Here is a 15,443-nt window from a genome sequence, read left to right as displayed (position 1 = left end):
ACCCGTGAGTACTTGTTAACCGCGGGCGGTTAACAAGTACTCACGGGCGCTTGCGCACTCCGTAGCGGCGTTCGAACTTCTCGACGCGGCCCGCGGTGTCCATCACGCGCTGCGCGCCGGTCCAGAACGGGTGCGACTCGCTGGTCACGTCCACGACCACCAGCGGATAGGTGTTGCCGTCCGACCACAGGGCGGTGCGGTCGCTGGTCACCGTCGACCGCGTGAGAAACGTCGTTCCGGTGCTCGCGTCCTGGAACACCACGGGGTGGTAATCGGGATGGATGTTCGCCTTCATTCGTGTCCCTCTCTCGATTCGGGTTCTGCATAGGGTGATTCGCTGCTCTCGCAGGGGTCTTCGTGGAACTGCCCGAACGGGTCTGGCCACGACTGCCAGGCCGCCTCGTCCGCGAGTTCGTCGTCGGTGACGAGCGCCCACTGCAACGTGCGGTCGATCTCGGTGGGGTCGGCGGCATGGACCAGCACCACCATCGACGTGTGCCGGTCGCCGAAGCGCTCGTCCCAGCACAGCGCGGCCATCGCGCGGCGTGCAGTCGGGACCTGTTCCTGTTCTTCCGGGGTCATCGCGGCCAGCCAGCGGTCGGCACTGGCCACCCGCAGTCCCCCACCGGCCGACTCGAGCCACAGCGCCTCGTCCGGCTGCGTCGCGACCCACACGCGGCCGCGAGACGTGACGACTCCGTCGAGGAGCACGTCGACGGCCTCGTGCAGTCGTTCCGGATGGAACGGCCGGGTGGCGGTGAACTCGACGAGCATGACGCCGCAGTCGGGGGACAGCGGCGGCTGCCCGCGCAGCAGCGGTGAGTGGGCGTGGGACAGCTCACCCCGCCGCGCGCCGGCCGGGATGTCGAGGAGCAGGCGCTCGACGTCGGGCGCGTCCCCGTCCCAGACGATCGGTGCGCCCGGTGCGAGCCGGGTCAGGACGGCGTGGAGACGGGCCTGCTGCCAGCCGTCGCCTGCGTTGCCCGACACCACCAGGGCGTCGGCGAAGTCCACCTGCCCGACTGCGACCTGTGCGACGGTGCGGTCGTCGTCCAGTGCGTCGTCGCCGGTGGCGTCGGCCAGCCACGATCCCGCATCGAGGCAGGTGATAACGCCGTCGACGCGCACGTCCCGCGATGCCGGACCGTCGATCTGCCCCACCACGCCGGACACCGCCACGTGCTCGACCGCCCAGCACACGGCCTCGGGTTCGAGCCGGCGGTCGAGGTGCAGCACGATGCGCTGCACCGAACTGCGGGTGTGCAGTCGGCGGAGCAGCGGGAGAAGGTCCTCGCGCAGCGTGCAGGAGATGCAGCCGTGCGCCAGTTCGAGGATGCCGAGGCGCTCGCGTGGCGCCCCCGACTCCAGCGTGGTGACGGTCCGGCGCACGACGCCTTCGTGCACGAGGTCGAGGTCGTGATGCACGACGACGGTGCCGTCGCGGAGCAGCGACCGCGCCGCGTCCTCGGTGGGGCCGTTCCACCCGGAAACCAGGATCAGCGGCGTCCGGCCGTCGAGTATCTCACTCACGAGCACCCTTTCGATAACGATTGTCATTACGTGGATGGAACGCTACATTGGAATCTCGTTGTTGTCGAAAATGATTGTCATCACTCTCTCGGGGCGGTCCCACGAGAGGACAGAGAGGAACGCCCATGTCGGCGCACTGCCAGGTGACCGGACGCCAGCCAGGATTCGGCAAGTCCGTATCGCACTCCCACAAGCGCACCAACCGGCGCTGGGATCCGAACATCCAGAAGAAGACATACTTCCTGCCCAGCGAGGGCAGGCGAGTCACCCTCACGCTCTCCGCCAAGGGCATCAAGACCATCGACCGGGACGGCATCGAGGCCGTCGTCGCCCGGATCCGCGCCCGCGGGGGAAAGATCTGATGGCCGCCCGCAACGAGATCCGCCCGATCGTGAAGCTGAAGTCGACGGCAGGCACCGGATACACGTACGTGACCCGCAAGAACCGCCGCAACGACCCCGATCGTCTCGTGATGAAGAAGTACGACCCTGTCGGGCGGAAGCACGTCGATTTCCGAGAAGAGAAGTAGAAGACACCCGACATGGCGAAGAAGTCGAAGATCGCGAAGAACGAGCAGCGCAAGATCGTCGTGGCACGCTGGGCCGAGCGCCGCACAGAGCTGAAGGAGACCATCCGCCGTCCGTCGAGCAGCGAAGACGAGCGCGCGGAGGCCCGGGCGGCACTGCAGCGTCTGCCCCGCGACGCGAGTCCGGTACGATTGCGCAATCGAGACGCTGCGGATGGACGTCCGCGCGGCCACCTGAGGAAGTTCGGGCTCTCTCGCGTGCGTGTTCGCGAGATGGCGCACCGCGGGGAGCTGCCAGGCGTCCACAAGTCGAGCTGGTAAAGGAAGCAGATGGCAGTCAAGAGAGCACCGTCGAAGAAGCCGCGTCCCGTCGAGGGCCGCAAGCCCAAGAAGAACCCGTTGTTCGCGGCCAAGATCGAGCACGTCGATTACAAGGACATCAACCTCCTCCGCACGTTCATCTCGGACCGCGGCAAGATCCGTAGCCGCCGCGTCACGGGCCTGACCCCGCAGCAGCAGCGTCAGGTTGCCGTCGCCGTCAAGAACGCTCGCGAGATGGCTCTGCTGCCCTTCACGAGCCGGTAACTCACGTAGGCACCGAAAAGGCCGCGTAATCCTCGGATTACGCGGCCTTTCGTCATTCCGGTCAGCCGAGCTCGGCCTGCATGTCGGCGATCTCCTTCTGCTGGGCGGTCACGATGCCGGTGGCCATCTGCTTGACCTCCGGGTTCTCACCGTCGGCCAGTTCGGTGTTCGCCATGTCGATCGCGCCCTCGTGGTGCTCGATCATCATGGTCAGCCATTGCCGGTCGAATTCCGTGCCCGTCAGTGCCGTCAGGGCGTCCATCTGATCGGCCGACATCATTCCGTCGCCGTGGTTCATGCCGTGCATGCCGGACATGTCGAACGTCGGAACCGGTCGCCCCCACTGCTGGAGCCAGGTGGTCATCCGGTCCATCTCCGGTTGCTGCGCCGACTTGATCGCGGCGGCCAGAGCGACCACGTCGGCGTTGTCGGTGTGGCCGGCGACCATGTCGGCCATCTCCACCGCCTGCGCGTGATGCGGGTACATGCCTTCCAGAAACGCGACGTCGGCGTCGTTGAACTGTGCCTGCGATTCGACGGCGGACGTCGAGGCGCCGGACGTCGACGAGGTGCCTGCCGAGTCGGTGCCGCAGCCGGCCAGGACGAGAGCCGCGCCTGCCGCGGCGGCGATCAGGGCAGTGATGGTGGTGCGCATGAAGAACTCCTCGAGATCGATTCGGGAAATGACAGCCGGATCCGCCGGGGCACGCGCCCCGGGCTCCCTGTCACACCCGCAGAATCGAGAGTTCCGCCAAAGAAAGCACCGTCCACGGTGGTGGTCCGCGCCCCGACTGCACACGGTCGGCGCTCACCCGCGACCGTCGCGCGGCGGGATCCACGGAATGCCACCACAGCAACATCACCGACGTCAGCGCGGCGATCACCACGATCACGCCGGCACACTGATGTCCGGTGAGATGGGGTTGCTCGCAGCCGTCCCCGCCGCAACCGTGGGGGTCTTCGGCGTGGGACGCGGTGACCGAGGGCTGCCCGTGCGCCGCGGCGATCGCGGTCGGCGCGATCAGGCTGTGCATGAGGAGCACCCCGGCGGCGACGGCGATCAGCAGCGCGGCACGCGCCGCGACTGTGCGCGTCCGCCCGGTTGCCGTCTCCACACGACCACTGTAACCGGACATACCCAGCGGGGGTATCTGGGCAGGTGAGTGACAATGTGTGCCCCGGGACGCGAAAACACTCACATCGGGGTGTGGGCGAGGATCTCCAGACCCTGCTGCTCGAGACCGCCGATGGTGTCGGTGAGGATGACGAGCCCGCGGTCGTTCTCGCGGTCGAGCACGACGGTGCACTGGAAACCACCGGTCGCGCCACCGTGCAGCGTGTACTCGCGACCTTCGAACGGGACGATCGACCACGACAGCGCGCGGAAGTTGTCACCGATCCACCGCGGGTCCATGGCCGCGGCGCCGGGGACCGTCCCGTCGAGGAGTGCACGGACGTACGCCGACATGTCGTTCGCCGTGGACCGCAACCCGCCGGCCGGGGCGTAGGCATCCAACGGCCACGGGTCCTGCGACCGGTGCAGGACGTCGAATCCTCGGGTGACATTCGGGGGCAGGTCGGCGGCGGTGAGCGGCATCCACGACTGCGACAGTCCGAGGGGGACGAGCATGCGCTCGCGGAGCAGCGACGGGTAGTCGGTGTGCGCGGCCGCGGCCAGCGCCTGACCGAGCAGCGCGAAGCCGACGGTCGAGTACGAGTACGTGCCGCGGGTCGTGAGCGGCGCCGACTGCAGCTGCTGCAGCAGGGTGTCCCGGTCGTAGGTGAACGGGTTGGACGCGACCACCCAGTGCCCGACGGCCACCACGGTGTCGGTGCTCATCGGGAACTGCGCCAGCCCGGACGTGTGGGACGCCAGCTCGAGCAGCGTCACGTCGCCGACCGGTGCGCCCTGCAACGGCAACAAATCTCCGACCTTCGTGTCCTCGCGCACCTCACCCCGGGCGACGGCGTCGACGAACAATTCCGCGGTGAATGTCTTGGTGACGGAACCGATCTCGAAGTCGGTGTCCTCGGTGGCCCCGAAATTCGCGAACCGGGCGCCGGACGCGTCGATGTACGCGACGCTCGCGTTCTCGCGGTAGCTGCGCCCGAGCACCTGCCCGGCGAGCGCGATCAGGTTCGGATCCCCGCTCGACGGCGGGGCCAGCGCCGACGCCACGGGAGCCGCGCCCCAGGCGAGGGTCCACGCGCAGAACAGCGCACAGAGGACGGTCGTTCGACGCAGCATTGCGACTCCTCGAGCGCGACGGAACGCGCGCACAGACGATCTCCCCGACCGGACGCTATTGTCACCCACCCGAACGCCGAGCACTAGACTTCGGAAGGTTTGCCGACAGGAGGCTTACCTGTCGAGGAGGTGCCCCGCAGCGTGTCGGGAGTTGTTGCGGGATTCACCGTCATATTCGTGATCATTGCGATCGGCTACCTGCTCGGCCGTCGCGGGACGCTGGGTGCGGAGGGCGAAACCGTCCTGGGCAGGCTGGTGTTCTTCGTCGCCACACCGGCGCTGCTGTTCGATTCGCTCGCATCGTCCGACCTCTCGGTGATCTTCTCGCCCACTCTGGCCGTCGCGGCTGTCACGGCATTGACGGTCGGCGCACTGTACATGGTCATTGCGAGAGTGTGGCTACGCAGGTCCCTTCCGGAACTGACGATCGGCGCCCTGTCGGCGTCCTACGTGAACTCCGCGAATCTCGGCATACCCATCGCCGTGTTCGTGCTGGGGGACGCGTCGTTCGTGGCGCCGCTGCTGCTGTTCCAGATCATCGCGTACTCCCCCATCGCCCTCACCATCCTCGACGTCACCACGCTCCGACGCGGCGCGTCGCGACTCGACACGATCACCGCGCCGTTCAAGAACCCGATCGTCGTGGCGGGGGCCGCGGGACTGCTGATCGCACTCCTCGGCTGGACACCCCCGGAAGCCCTGATGCAGCCGTTCCGGCTCCTAGGCGGCGCGTCGGTGCCGGGCGCGCTGCTCGCGTTCGGCATTTCGCTGTACGGGGTGCGGGTGCTGGAGAAGGGGACGAGCCCGCGACGCGACGTCGCGCTGGCGTCGGTGCTCAAGATCGTCGTGCAACCGGTGCTGGCCTACCTGATGGCGCGCTTCCTGCTCGGGCTCGACGGCCACGAACTGTTCGCCATCGTGGTGGTGGCGACACTGCCGACGGCCCAGAACGTCTTCGTCTACGCCAGCCGGTACGGGGTGGGAACGGTGCTGGCGCGAGACACGGCCTTCGTCACCACTCTGGCCGCGATTCCGGGGATTGCGCTGGTCTCCGGCCTGCTCGCGGGATGAGGTTACCGTGGCATATGCGCGTAATCGCCCTCGCAGTGCTGGCCTGCCTCGCCCTCGCCGGATGCGGGTCCGGTTCGAGCACCGACGAACCGACGATTCCCCCGGAGATCGCGTCCGCAGTGGATCCCAGCCCGACCAATCCGTCGTCGGGGATGCCGATTCCCTCCGAAGTGCCCGGCGGCGAGTTCGGCACCGTCTTCGAGTCGCGCCCCGACATCGTCCGGGCGAATCCGACGCCGTTCGAGTCGTGGTCCCGCGCGGACGGCAACACGGTGGCGATCCACTTCGTCACCGGGACCCCGGAGTGTTACGGCGCCGACGCGACCGTCACCGAGACCGACACCACCGTCACGATCTCGCTGCGCACCGGCACCCTCCCGGAGGCCGCCGACAAGATGTGCATTCTCGTCGCCGTGTTCGGCACCCTCGAAGTCCCGTTGCAGGCGCCACTCGGCAATCGCCAGGTGATCAACGGATGACGTGGTGAAGCACTGGTTCCTCAACGTCTGCGTTGCCACTGCTCTCCTCCAGGCCGTCTATCACGCTGTCCGCGTTCTCGTCTCCTACCGCGTCCTCGCGCTCGGCGGCGACGCCGTCACGATCGGCGTCGTCACCGCCCTGTTCTCACTGGCACCGCTGCTCGTCGCGGTCCGGATCGGACGCGCCGTGGACCGGCGGCACGCTGCCGCGGTGCTGCGGACCGGCGTGGTGCTGACCTCGCTCGGTGTCCTGGTGATCGCCGTGAGCGACGACCTGATCGTCCTCGGCCTCGGCAACGTGATCCTGGGGTTCGGCCAGATCCTCGTGACCGTCGCCGGGCAGGGGTTCATCACGCTCCTCTCCCCGCCCGGTCAGCTGGACCGGGGTTTTGCCGGATTGACGCTCGGCGTCTCGATCGGCCAGGCCGTCGGTGTTCCGCTGGTCGGACTGATCGCGGCGGGAAGCTCGGACGGCGGCGTCGTCGAAACCACTCTGGCGCTGACGGTGATGGGTGTGGTGTCGCTGGCCGCGATCCCGTTCGCCTGGCCGATACGCGAACGCCCGCAAGCGGCGGAGTCGCCGTCGAAAAGCGACCGGCAGTCCGTGTTCAGCATGATCTCGACGACCGGGATGCGGCCGGCCGTGTTCAGCAGTCTGATCGTGCTGGCGTCGGTCGACGTCGTCGTCGCGTACCTCCCCGTCCTCGGGCACGAGTTCGGTTTCAGCGTCCTCTTGGTGTCGCTGTTGCTGACCGCGCGGACCGCGGCGTCGATCGTGTCGCGCGCGTTCCTGCCGTGGCTGCTCACCCGAGTGCCGCGGCAGAAGCTGCTGATCTCCGCCACGCTGTGCTCGGCGCTGCCCACCGCCCTGCTGCCGTTCGTGCCCCACCCGGTCTGGATGGCCCTGCTCCTCGTCGTGGCCGGATTCTTCTGGGGCATCGGTCAACCACTGACGATGACGTGGGTGGCCGGGCTCGTCACCGCCGCCAACCGGGCCGCCGCGTTGTCGCTGCGCCTGACCGGCAACCGGCTCGGGCAGGTACTGATTCCGCTGGCCGCAGGCGCCGCGGCGGGGGTCGCGGGTACGTCGTCGATCTTCGTGATCACCGGCGGACTGCTCGGCACCGCAGCGGTCTCCACCTGGCGAGCCGTGAGTACTTGTTAACCGCCCGCGGTTAACAAGCACTCACAGCTCCGAAACGTCGCGTCCGTCGCCACACGACGCTCCACTTCGTCGGATGTGGCGTGCGTCTCTTCTCGACACACTGGTTCCCAAGTCACGCGTTTGCCAGATCAGGGGTCAGGAGCCACACGATGAGCTATACCGGTGTCATTCCGAGCACGACCGACACACCCCGTCCACGCCAGGACGAGGCCGCCGTGTCGAGCGCGGTCCTGGCGTCCGGAGGGACCACTCCGCGGCTGCGATTCGTCGACACCGCGGATGCATTGCCCGAGCCGGCCGCCGTGATGGTCTGGCCGCAGGGCACCCCGTTGCTCGCCGAGTTGGTCGCGCTGTTCGCGGACCTGGGGTTGCGGGTCGCGTCCCACGAACAGCTGCCCGCGGGCGAGCCCGGCAGCCCGCTGGTCCACCGCTTCGACTTCAGCACCGGCGACTTCGCCTGGGACGCCGAAACTCCGGGCCTGCTGTCCGATGCGTTCGAGGCCGCGGCCGCCGGACATCTGGAGGTCGACGGATTCACCCGGCTCGTCGCCGCGGCGAACCTGACGTGGACGGACGCCGTCCTGGTCCGGGCGGCCTGCCGCTACCTCCGCCAGGTGGGTCTGGGACTGTCGGAACCCAACATCGTGGCGATCTTGTTGCGGCACAGCGATTTCGTGCGCGGTTTCCGCGACCTGTTCACCGCCCGTTTCGATCCCGCCGTCACCGGCACCGACCGCGACAGCGCGGTCGCGGACGCGGAGCGCGTGCTGTTCGACGCGATCGACCGCACCGCGACGCTGGACGAGGACCGTCTGCTCCGCGGCCTGCTGTCGTTCACGTCGGCGGTGCTGCGCACCAACTGGTTCCAGCACGACCGCACGATCAGCGCCGCCCCCGCCGCGTTCAAGATCGACCCGTCGCTGTTGTCCTTGTCCGCGGCCGTGACCCCGTACCGCGAGATCTTCGTGCATTCGCCGATCGTCGAGGGCAGCCACGTTCGCAGCGGTCCGGTCTCCCGCGGCGGCCTGCGGTGGTCGGACCGCAAGGACGACTTCCGCACCGAGGTTCTGGGTCTGATGAAGACGCAGCACGTGAAGAACTCGCTGATCGTTCCGATGGGCGCGAAGGGCGCGTTCGTGGTGCGCACCGAGACGACGCCCGACGCGGTCCGTGCGGCGTACACGAGTTTCATCGACGGACTGCTCGACGTCACCGACGACATCGTCGACGGCGAGGTGGTCCACCCCCGCGACACGGTGATCTACGACGACGCCGACCCGTATCTGGTGGTGGCCGCCGACAAGGGCACGGCCCGGTTCTCCGACCTGGCCAACAGCATCGCGACGCGTCGCGGCTTCTGGCTCGGCGACGCGTTCGCGTCCGGTGGCTCCGCCGGCTACGACCACAAGGCGATGGGTATCACGGCGCGCGGCGGATGGGTTTCCGTCCGCAGGCATTTCGCGGAGATGGGCAAGAACGTCGACACCGACGCGTTCACGGTGGTCGGCATCGGCGACATGTCCGGCGACGTGTTCGGCAACGGGATGCTGCTCAGCCGCGCCATCCGGCTGGTCGGCGCGTTCGACCACCGGCACATCTTCCTCGATCCCGAACCGGATTCCGAGGCGTCCTACCGGGAGCGCGAGCGCCTCGCCTCCGTGGCGGGCAGCAGCTGGGACGACTACGACCGGAGCCTCGTCTCGGCGGGCGGCGGCGTGTGGCCGCGGACGGCGAAGAAGATCCCGCTGTCGCCGCAGGTGCGGGAACGCCTCGGCGTCACCGCCACCGAACTCCCCCCGCACGAGGTGGTGAAGGCGCTGCTGACCGCGGACGTGGATCTGCTGTGGAACGGCGGAATCGGCACGTACGTCAAGGCTTCGACCGAGGGGCACGCCGACGCCGCGGACCCGGCCAACGACGCCGTCCGGGTGGAGGCGAGCGATGTGCGCGCCGCGGTGATCGGCGAGGGCGGCAACCTCGGCCTCACGCAGCGCGCCCGCATCGAGTACGCGCTGAACGGCGGCCGGATCAACGCCGACTTCATCGACAACGCCACCGGCGTCGCCACGTCGGATCGGGAAGTGAACCTGAAGGTCGCGCTGGACGCGGCCGTGGCGGCGGGCGAACTCCCCGCCGAGGAACGGAACACGCTGCTCGCCCGCGTCCAGGACGAGATCGGCGAATCGGTGCTCGCCGACGCCGCCTCTCAGACCCTCGCCATCAGCCTCGCCGAGGTCCACGCACCGTTCCTGCTCGGACGCCACGAGCGGCTGATCGAGAACCTCGAGCGCGACGCCGGGATCAGCCGCGCCGCGGAGGTGCTGCCATCGGCGGCGGAACTGTCCGCCCGGCACCGCGCGGGCCAGGGACTGGTCCGGCCGGAGATCGCTGTTCTGCTCGCACAGTCGAAGAATCTCGTCGTCACCGAACTGCTCGCCTCCCCCGTGCTCGACGACGCCGTGTTCGACGGTGTTCTCGCCGACTACTTCCCGGCGTCCATCCGCGAACGCGTCCCCCAGCAGATCAGCGGTCACCGGCTCGCCCGGGAGATCGTGGCCGTGATCGTGGCCGGCGACATGATCGACCGTGTCGGCCCCGGCCTGATCCACCGCCTCGAGGAGCGGCTCGGCGTCGGCACCCCCGAGATCACCGTCGCGTACGCGGTGGTGCGGCAGGTGTTCGACATCGACCGCCTGTGGAACGAGGTCCTCACCTTGCCCGGCGCGTCCCACCGGACCCGGCTGAACCTGCACTTCGGCATCCAGGACCTGATCGAACGCACCACGTCGTGGTTGCTGCGGCATCGCACCGCGGGCACGGATGCGCAGCAGCTCATCGAGCGGTTCGCGAAGCCGGTTCAGGAACTCGCGGCGGCACTGCCGCGCCTCACCGGTGCGCCCGCCCAGGACCTGGGCACGCTGCGGATCCTGGCGCAGGGCTTCGCCCTGGAGACCACCGCGCAGTCGCTCGACCTGCCGATCACCCAGGTCGCCGAGACGTATCGCGAATTCGGTCGTGTGGTGGGCCTCGACTGGCTGTCGGAACGGTTCTCCGTCGGCGAGACCGGGACCGCCTACTGGGAGGCGATGGCGGGTGCCGTCCTCGTCGACAACCTGCAGGAGCACTGGCACGGCCTGATCGGACTGGTACTGCGCGACGCCTCGCCCGCGACGTCCGCCGCCGACGCCGTCGCCGGCTGGCTGGCCGAACACACCACCGCCGCGGACCGCTTGGCCCAGATGCTGGGCGAACTGCGGAGCCACGACCGCGTGGACAACTCGAGCATCTGCGTCATCGATGCCGAACTGTCGCTCGCGCTCACCCGCTGCTAACCGAACCACATTTCACGAATCCGTCAGCACTTCAACCAAAGGAGCTCGAAAGTGCCTACTCTCCAACGTGATGTCGCCATCGTCGGCGCCGGCCCGTCCGGCCTGGCCGCAGCCACCGCGCTGCGCAAGGCGGGGCTGTCCGTCGCGGTCCTGGAGGCGCGCGACCGCGTGGGAGGTCGGACCTGGACCGACACCATCGACGGCGCGATGCTGGAGATCGGCGGCCAGTGGGTCTCCCCCGACCAGACGGTGCTCATCTCGCTGCTCGACGAACTCGGACTCGAGACGTTCGACCGGTACCGCGAGGGTGAGTCCGTCTACATCTCCGCCTCCGGCGAGCGCACCCGCTACACCGGCGAATCCTTCCCCGTCGACGAGACGACTCGCAAGGAGATGGACCGGCTGATCCAGATCCTCGACGACCTGGCCGCGCAGGTCGGGGCCGAGGAGCCCTGGGCGCACCCGCTGGCCCGCGAACTGGACACGATCTCGTTCAAGCACTGGCTGATCGAGCAGTCCGACGACGCCGAAGCCCGCGACAACATCGGCCTGTTCATCGCAGGCGGCATGCTGACCAAGCCCGCTCACTCGTTCTCGGCGCTGCAGGCGGTGCTCATGGCCGCGTCCGCCGGATCGTTCTCACACCTGGTGGACGAGGACTTCATCCTCGACAAGCGCGTCATCGGCGGCATGCAGCAGGTGTCGATCCGGATGGCCGCCGCGCTCGGCGACGACGTCTTCCTGAACGCGCCCGTGCGCACCGTCCAGTGGAGCGAGAACGGCGCAGTCGTGCTGGCGGACGGGGACATTCGTGTGGAGGCGTCTCGCGTCGTGCTCGCCGTCCCGCCGAACCTGTACTCCCGCATCTCCTACGACCCGCCGCTGCCGCGCCGCCAGCACCAGATGCACCAGCACCAGTCGCTGGGACTGGTCATCAAGGTGCACGCCGTGTACGAGACCCCGTTCTGGCGTGAGGACGGTCTCGCAGGCACCGGATTCGGCGCGTCCGAGGTCGTCCAGGAGGTGTACGACAACACCAACCACGAGGACACCCGGGGAACCCTCGTCGCGTTCGTGTCGGACGAGAAGGCCGACGCGATGTTCGAACTGAGCGAAGAGGAGCGCCGCGCCACCATCCTCGGTTCGCTCGCCCGCTACCTCGGACCGAAGGCCGCCGAGCCGGTCGTCTACTACGAGTCCGACTGGGGCTCGGAGGAATGGACCCGGGGCGCGTACGCCGCGAGCTTCGACCTCGGTGGTCTGCACCGGTACGGGAAGGACACGCGGACGCCGGTCGGACCGTTCCACTTCTCCTGCTCGGACATCGCCGCCGAGGGCTACCAGCACGTGGACGGCGCCGTGCGGATGGGTCAGCGCACCGCCGCGGACATCGTCGCCCGCCTCGGCAAGTAGTCCCGTCCGATCATTGCCCGGCAGTCACGACTGCCGGGCGATGATCGCGAGCAGCAGTTCGGCGCGCACCCGCGCCACGTCCAGCCGGCAGTCGATCAACGACTCGATCCGCGACATGCGGCTGCGCAGGGTGTGCCGGTGCACGCCCATCGCCGCGGCCGCCGACTCCCAGTGCCCGTTCGCCTCGAGGAACGCCCGCAGCGATCCCAGCAGTTCCGTGCCGTTGGTGCGGTCGTACTCGTCGATCGGCGCGATCATCGTGTCCGCCAGCGAGTTCAGCACCTCCCGCGTCGAGCTGAAGGCGAGCAGCGCGCTGCCGGTGAGCGCCGCGAACTCCAACGGCTCGGCTCCCGCCTCGGCGGCCGACGCGGCGAGCTGGGACTGCTCGATCGCCGCCACCAGACCGGCGACCTCCCGCTTCCCGCTCAGCCCGGCACGGATCGCCTTCCGCGCCGGCGCGGACAGTCCGCGCAGCATCGCCCGCGCGAAGTCCACGTCGTCGGTGCCCCGCAGCAGAACGGTGACCCGCGTATCGTGGCGGCGCGAGAAGAGTTGCCGCCCGGCCTTGTTCATCGCGACCGCGACCGCCGACTCCACCCGTTCCGCGAGTGCCGGCGTCTCGGCCACGACCGTGAGTCCGCGGACCATCCCGTCGGCGTCCGCGGCGTGCCGAATCTGCGACCAGGCGGGCGCGAGGTCGCGGTCCTCGGTGAGCAGCAGGCCGAGGGCGTGCGAATTGAGCCGGTTCTGTGCGGTCCGGAGTCGCACCGGCTTCTCGAAATCCAAGGCGAGCAACGAGTTCGCGTGACCGAGCAGGATCTGGTCGACGTGGCTGAGCGCGGTGGGGCTGATCACGGCGAGGTGTCCGTGTGGTGTGCTGCCGACGCTGATCTGCTGCACCGTGATCGACGCGCCCGACCGTGCCAGCGACACGCTGCTCGACGCGCCGCCGGTGCCCGCCTCCAGCACTTCCCGCAGTTCCCCGAGTACGTCCTCCGCGGGCTGCGCCGGATGCGACTCCAGCACCCGGCCGGACAGGTCGAGGAGCAGGACGGTGGCCGACGTGGCGACGGCCAGCTCGCGCACAGTGGCACCGGTGCCGCCCTGGATGACGGCGCGGGTCATCCGCGGCTGCGCCCGGGACGCGCGCAGCACCGCCTCGTACTCCTGCTCCGCGAGTCGGTTCATGACCCGCTTGACCACGGCTGCGAACGGTGTCGGCAACGGCACCTCGAGCAGCGGCAGCCCGATCTCGTCGGCGACGGCGACCAGGTCCTCGGGCACCTCCGGATGTGAGAGACCGGTGCCGAACCCGACCGCCGCCACCCCGGCTTCACCGAGACCGCGCAGGTATCGGGCCCGGTCGGCGGCGGTCAACGGTAGCCGGATTCCGGTGGTGAGGAGCAGTTCTCCGCCGGAGAGCCACCGGAAGGGGTCCTGCAGTTCGGTGGTGTGGGCGAACGTGATCTCGTTGCCGAGACCGGCGGCGCCACCCTTCAATTCGAGAGCCAGGTCCGGCTGGGACAACATCCAGCGAACGGGAACGGTCATGTCGGCTCCTGCGCATTGCGGTCGGGTCCGTGCCACCCTGACCGGTCGGGATCGGGATAGCGCTGGACAAGTTGGCCAGCGGAGCACGGACGACTACTCCATTGTGTCAGACGTAGACCCTCGGGCGACGCCGAAACCCACATTAACGAATTGAGTTCGTTTGACCCCTTGCGTACGGGACGCGCCCTCCGCATACTTAACGAATCCCATTCGCTAAGTGACCCACGTCTCACGCGGGCCGCCACCCGAGACACGGAGTTGTCGTTGACCCACCCCAGGAACCCCACGTGACCGCCGCAGTCCGCGTCCCACTGACACTCGGCCGCGGTATCGCCACGTTCAGCGTCTTCGTCGTCGGCTACATCACGGCCAATCTGATCCCGCTCATGATCATCGCGATGGTCGACGATCTCGGCATCACCCAGACCGTCGCCGGCGCCGTCCTCACCGGCTCCCTACTGGCCACCGCACTCGTCTGTCTCGCGACCACCCGGTGGGCGGCGGGGCGCTCGCGCCACCTGCTCGGCCGCGTCAGCCTCGTCGTGATGGCCGCGGGATTCGCCGTCGCCGCCACCGTCCACTCGGCGCCGATCGCGTGCGTCGCGATCATCGTCGGCGGGATCGGTGCCGGTGGCGCGGTCGCGGTCGGCGGGGCGGCCCTGGCCGCGCTGAACAATCCGAACCGGGTGTCCGGGATCAACGGGCTCGTCAACCGCACCGCGGTCACCGGGGTACTGGCACTGATCCCGATCCTCGGCCTGCACATGACCAATGCCTTCGGGATCGTCGCGGTGCTGGCGCTGGCGACGGTGTTCACGATCACCTGGCTGCCGTCCGCCCCCGCCGTCGTGGACGACTCGGCGAGCACCGCGCACACCCGAACCCCGTTGCCCGAGGGCGTCACCGAGAAGAAACTGGCCGTCGCCGGCTTCACCCTGCTCGTACTCTTCGCCGTCTGGGCGATCGGCGAGGACTCGCTGTGGGCGGTGTCCGGCATCATGGGCGCCGAACACGCAGCCCTGACGGAACAGCAGATGGGCCTGGCCCTGAGCCTCTCCACCGCGGGCGGCATCGGCGCCGCCCTCGTCCTCACGGCGCTCGGGTCACGCCTCGGCCGCACCGTCCCCACCGCCGTCCTCCTCGTGCTCGGCGCCGCCCTCAAACTGGGCTCGTGCCTGGCCACCGATTCGACGACGTATCTGGTGCTCATCATCGCCTGGAACACGGTGTACGCCGCGGCCTTCATCTACGTGGTCGCCATCGCGGCCGCGCTGGACTCGTCCGGCCGCTGGTCCGCCCCGCTCCTCGGAACGTATCTGGTGGGGTCCGCGTTCGCCCCGCTCTTCGGCACCCTCGTGACCGGCGCAGTCGGCTACGTCGCGTTCGGCGTCGTCCTCGCGGGCATCAGCCTCGTCCTGCTGGTGCCGATCGTGTCGATCGCCCGCCTGTCGACGCGCACCGAGCGCGCCTCCGCGGCACCCGGACAGGATCCCACTGCCCGGTACACCACCTCGGTCGTCGTCTGACGGAAAGAGAGAACACC

The 15,443-nt window shown here is 68.8% G+C and carries 16 protein-coding genes; 10 read left to right on the top strand and 6 right to left on the bottom strand.

Features of this window, described 5'->3' with window-relative positions:
- Positions 1-40: 40 nt before the first annotated feature.
- Together RHA1_RS27420 and mrf are read right to left on the bottom strand one after the other, a co-directional pair.
- On the bottom strand, positions 41-295 hold the full coding sequence (locus RHA1_RS27420) for a type B 50S ribosomal protein L31 (protein ID WP_011597770.1): 255 nt from the start codon (positions 293-295) through the stop codon (positions 41-43).
- Positions 292-1,557, bottom strand: coding sequence for a ribosome hibernation factor-recruiting GTPase MRF (gene mrf / locus RHA1_RS27415; protein ID WP_050787396.1), 1,266 nt, complete (start codon positions 1,555-1,557; stop codon positions 292-294). Before mrf ends, RHA1_RS27420 begins: the two co-directional genes overlap by 4 nt.
- Positions 1,558-1,655: 98 nt before the next feature.
- Here mrf and rpmB point away from each other — a divergent pair, with 98 nt between their 5' ends.
- The 4 genes from rpmB to rpsR are packed head-to-tail and all read left to right on the top strand — an operon-like array spanning position 1,656 to position 2,641.
- Positions 1,656-1,892: a 50S ribosomal protein L28 gene (rpmB, locus tag RHA1_RS27410; RefSeq protein WP_011597768.1), complete on the top strand. Its 237-nt coding sequence runs from the start codon at positions 1,656-1,658 to the stop codon at positions 1,890-1,892.
- Entirely contained in the window at positions 1,892-2,059 is a 168-nt protein-coding gene (gene rpmG / locus RHA1_RS27405) for a 50S ribosomal protein L33 (protein ID WP_011597767.1), read from the top strand. The genes rpmB and rpmG overlap by 1 nt, the downstream gene beginning before the upstream one ends.
- Positions 2,060-2,071: 12 nt before the next feature.
- A complete protein-coding gene (rpsN, locus tag RHA1_RS27400; RefSeq protein WP_009478876.1) occupies positions 2,072-2,377 on the top strand; it encodes a 30S ribosomal protein S14 in 306 nt (101 codons plus the stop codon).
- 9 nt (positions 2,378-2,386) lie between these two features.
- The gene (gene rpsR, locus RHA1_RS27395) at positions 2,387-2,641 is read left to right on the top strand and encodes a 30S ribosomal protein S18 (RefSeq protein ID WP_009478875.1); all 255 of its coding nucleotides are present in this window, start codon (positions 2,387-2,389) and stop codon (positions 2,639-2,641) included.
- A gap of 61 nt (positions 2,642-2,702) precedes the next feature.
- Here rpsR and RHA1_RS27390 read toward each other — a convergent pair whose 3' ends face one another.
- The 3 genes from RHA1_RS27390 to RHA1_RS27380 all read right to left on the bottom strand — a co-directional run bounded on the left by RHA1_RS27390 (position 2,703) and on the right by RHA1_RS27380 (position 4,889).
- Positions 2,703-3,296: a DUF305 domain-containing protein gene (locus tag RHA1_RS27390; RefSeq protein ID WP_011597766.1), complete on the bottom strand. Its 594-nt coding sequence runs from the start codon at positions 3,294-3,296 to the stop codon at positions 2,703-2,705.
- Positions 3,297-3,366: 70 nt separating this feature from the next.
- Positions 3,367-3,756 (bottom strand): DUF6153 family protein, encoded by a 390-nt coding sequence (locus tag RHA1_RS27385; protein WP_237724128.1) that lies wholly within the window; start codon positions 3,754-3,756, stop codon positions 3,367-3,369.
- 80 nt (positions 3,757-3,836) lie between these two features.
- A complete protein-coding gene (locus RHA1_RS27380; protein ID WP_011597764.1) occupies positions 3,837-4,889 on the bottom strand; it encodes a serine hydrolase domain-containing protein in 1,053 nt (350 codons plus the stop codon).
- Positions 4,890-5,030: 141 nt separating this feature from the next.
- On the opposite strand from RHA1_RS27380, the gene RHA1_RS27375 reads away from it, so the two are divergent.
- The 5 genes from RHA1_RS27375 (at position 5,031) to RHA1_RS27355 (ending at position 12,349) form a co-directional block, all read left to right on the top strand.
- Positions 5,031-5,960 carry an AEC family transporter gene (locus RHA1_RS27375; RefSeq protein ID WP_011597763.1) on the top strand — a complete coding sequence of 310 codons (930 nt, stop codon included), beginning with the start codon at positions 5,031-5,033 and terminating at the stop codon, positions 5,958-5,960.
- A gap of 14 nt (positions 5,961-5,974) precedes the next feature.
- On the top strand, positions 5,975-6,439 hold the full coding sequence (locus RHA1_RS27370; RefSeq protein ID WP_009478870.1) for a hypothetical protein: 465 nt from the start codon (positions 5,975-5,977) through the stop codon (positions 6,437-6,439).
- 1 nt (position 6,440) lies between these two features.
- Positions 6,441-7,604, top strand: a complete 1,164-nt coding sequence (locus RHA1_RS27365) for an MFS transporter (RefSeq protein ID WP_011597762.1) — start codon at positions 6,441-6,443, stop codon at positions 7,602-7,604.
- 149 nt (positions 7,605-7,753) lie between these two features.
- Complete coding sequence (locus RHA1_RS27360) at positions 7,754-10,936, top strand: NAD-glutamate dehydrogenase domain-containing protein (protein ID WP_011597761.1); 3,183 nt, start codon at positions 7,754-7,756, stop codon at positions 10,934-10,936.
- 51 nt (positions 10,937-10,987) lie between these two features.
- Complete coding sequence (locus tag RHA1_RS27355) at positions 10,988-12,349, top strand: flavin monoamine oxidase family protein (protein ID WP_011597760.1); 1,362 nt, start codon at positions 10,988-10,990, stop codon at positions 12,347-12,349.
- A 24-nt stretch (positions 12,350-12,373) separates the two neighbouring features.
- On the opposite strand, the gene RHA1_RS27350 is transcribed toward RHA1_RS27355, so the two are convergent.
- The gene (locus RHA1_RS27350) at positions 12,374-13,900 is read right to left on the bottom strand and encodes a PucR family transcriptional regulator (RefSeq protein ID WP_011597759.1); all 1,527 of its coding nucleotides are present in this window, start codon (positions 13,898-13,900) and stop codon (positions 12,374-12,376) included.
- A 287-nt stretch (positions 13,901-14,187) separates the two neighbouring features.
- Between RHA1_RS27350 and RHA1_RS27345 the strand changes: the two genes are divergently transcribed.
- Positions 14,188-15,426, top strand: coding sequence for an MFS transporter (locus tag RHA1_RS27345; protein WP_011597758.1), 1,239 nt, complete (start codon positions 14,188-14,190; stop codon positions 15,424-15,426).
- The last annotated feature ends 17 nt before the right edge of the window (positions 15,427-15,443 follow it).

The organism is Rhodococcus jostii RHA1 (genome assembly GCF_000014565.1).
Classification (GTDB): Bacteria; Actinomycetota; Actinomycetes; order Mycobacteriales; family Mycobacteriaceae; genus Rhodococcus_F; species Rhodococcus_F jostii_A.
Note: the sequence above shows the minus strand (reverse complement) of the source record. Positions and strands in the feature narration are given on the sequence as shown.

What these genes read in the sequence shown, in the direction of transcription:
- RHA1_RS27420 (WP_011597770.1), bottom strand. Translation starts at nt 295, where the DNA reads ATGAAGGCGAACATCCATCCCGATTACCACCCCGTGGTGTTCCAGGAC.
- mrf (WP_050787396.1), bottom strand. Translation starts at nt 1,557, where the DNA reads ATGACAATCGTTATCGAAAGGGTGCTCGTGAGTGAGATACTCGACGGC.
- rpmB (WP_011597768.1), top strand. Translation starts at nt 1,656, where the DNA reads ATGTCGGCGCACTGCCAGGTGACCGGACGCCAGCCAGGATTCGGCAAG.
- rpmG (WP_011597767.1), top strand. Translation starts at nt 1,892, where the DNA reads ATGGCCGCCCGCAACGAGATCCGCCCGATCGTGAAGCTGAAGTCGACG.
- rpsN (WP_009478876.1), top strand. Translation starts at nt 2,072, where the DNA reads ATGGCGAAGAAGTCGAAGATCGCGAAGAACGAGCAGCGCAAGATCGTC.
- rpsR (WP_009478875.1), top strand. Translation starts at nt 2,387, where the DNA reads ATGGCAGTCAAGAGAGCACCGTCGAAGAAGCCGCGTCCCGTCGAGGGC.
- RHA1_RS27390 (WP_011597766.1), bottom strand. Translation starts at nt 3,296, where the DNA reads ATGCGCACCACCATCACTGCCCTGATCGCCGCCGCGGCAGGCGCGGCT.
- RHA1_RS27380 (WP_011597764.1), bottom strand. Translation starts at nt 4,889, where the DNA reads ATGCTGCGTCGAACGACCGTCCTCTGTGCGCTGTTCTGCGCGTGGACC.
- RHA1_RS27370 (WP_009478870.1), top strand. Translation starts at nt 5,975, where the DNA reads ATGCGCGTAATCGCCCTCGCAGTGCTGGCCTGCCTCGCCCTCGCCGGA.
- RHA1_RS27360 (WP_011597761.1), top strand. Translation starts at nt 7,754, where the DNA reads ATGAGCTATACCGGTGTCATTCCGAGCACGACCGACACACCCCGTCCA.
- RHA1_RS27350 (WP_011597759.1), bottom strand. Translation starts at nt 13,900, where the DNA reads ATGACCGTTCCCGTTCGCTGGATGTTGTCCCAGCCGGACCTGGCTCTC.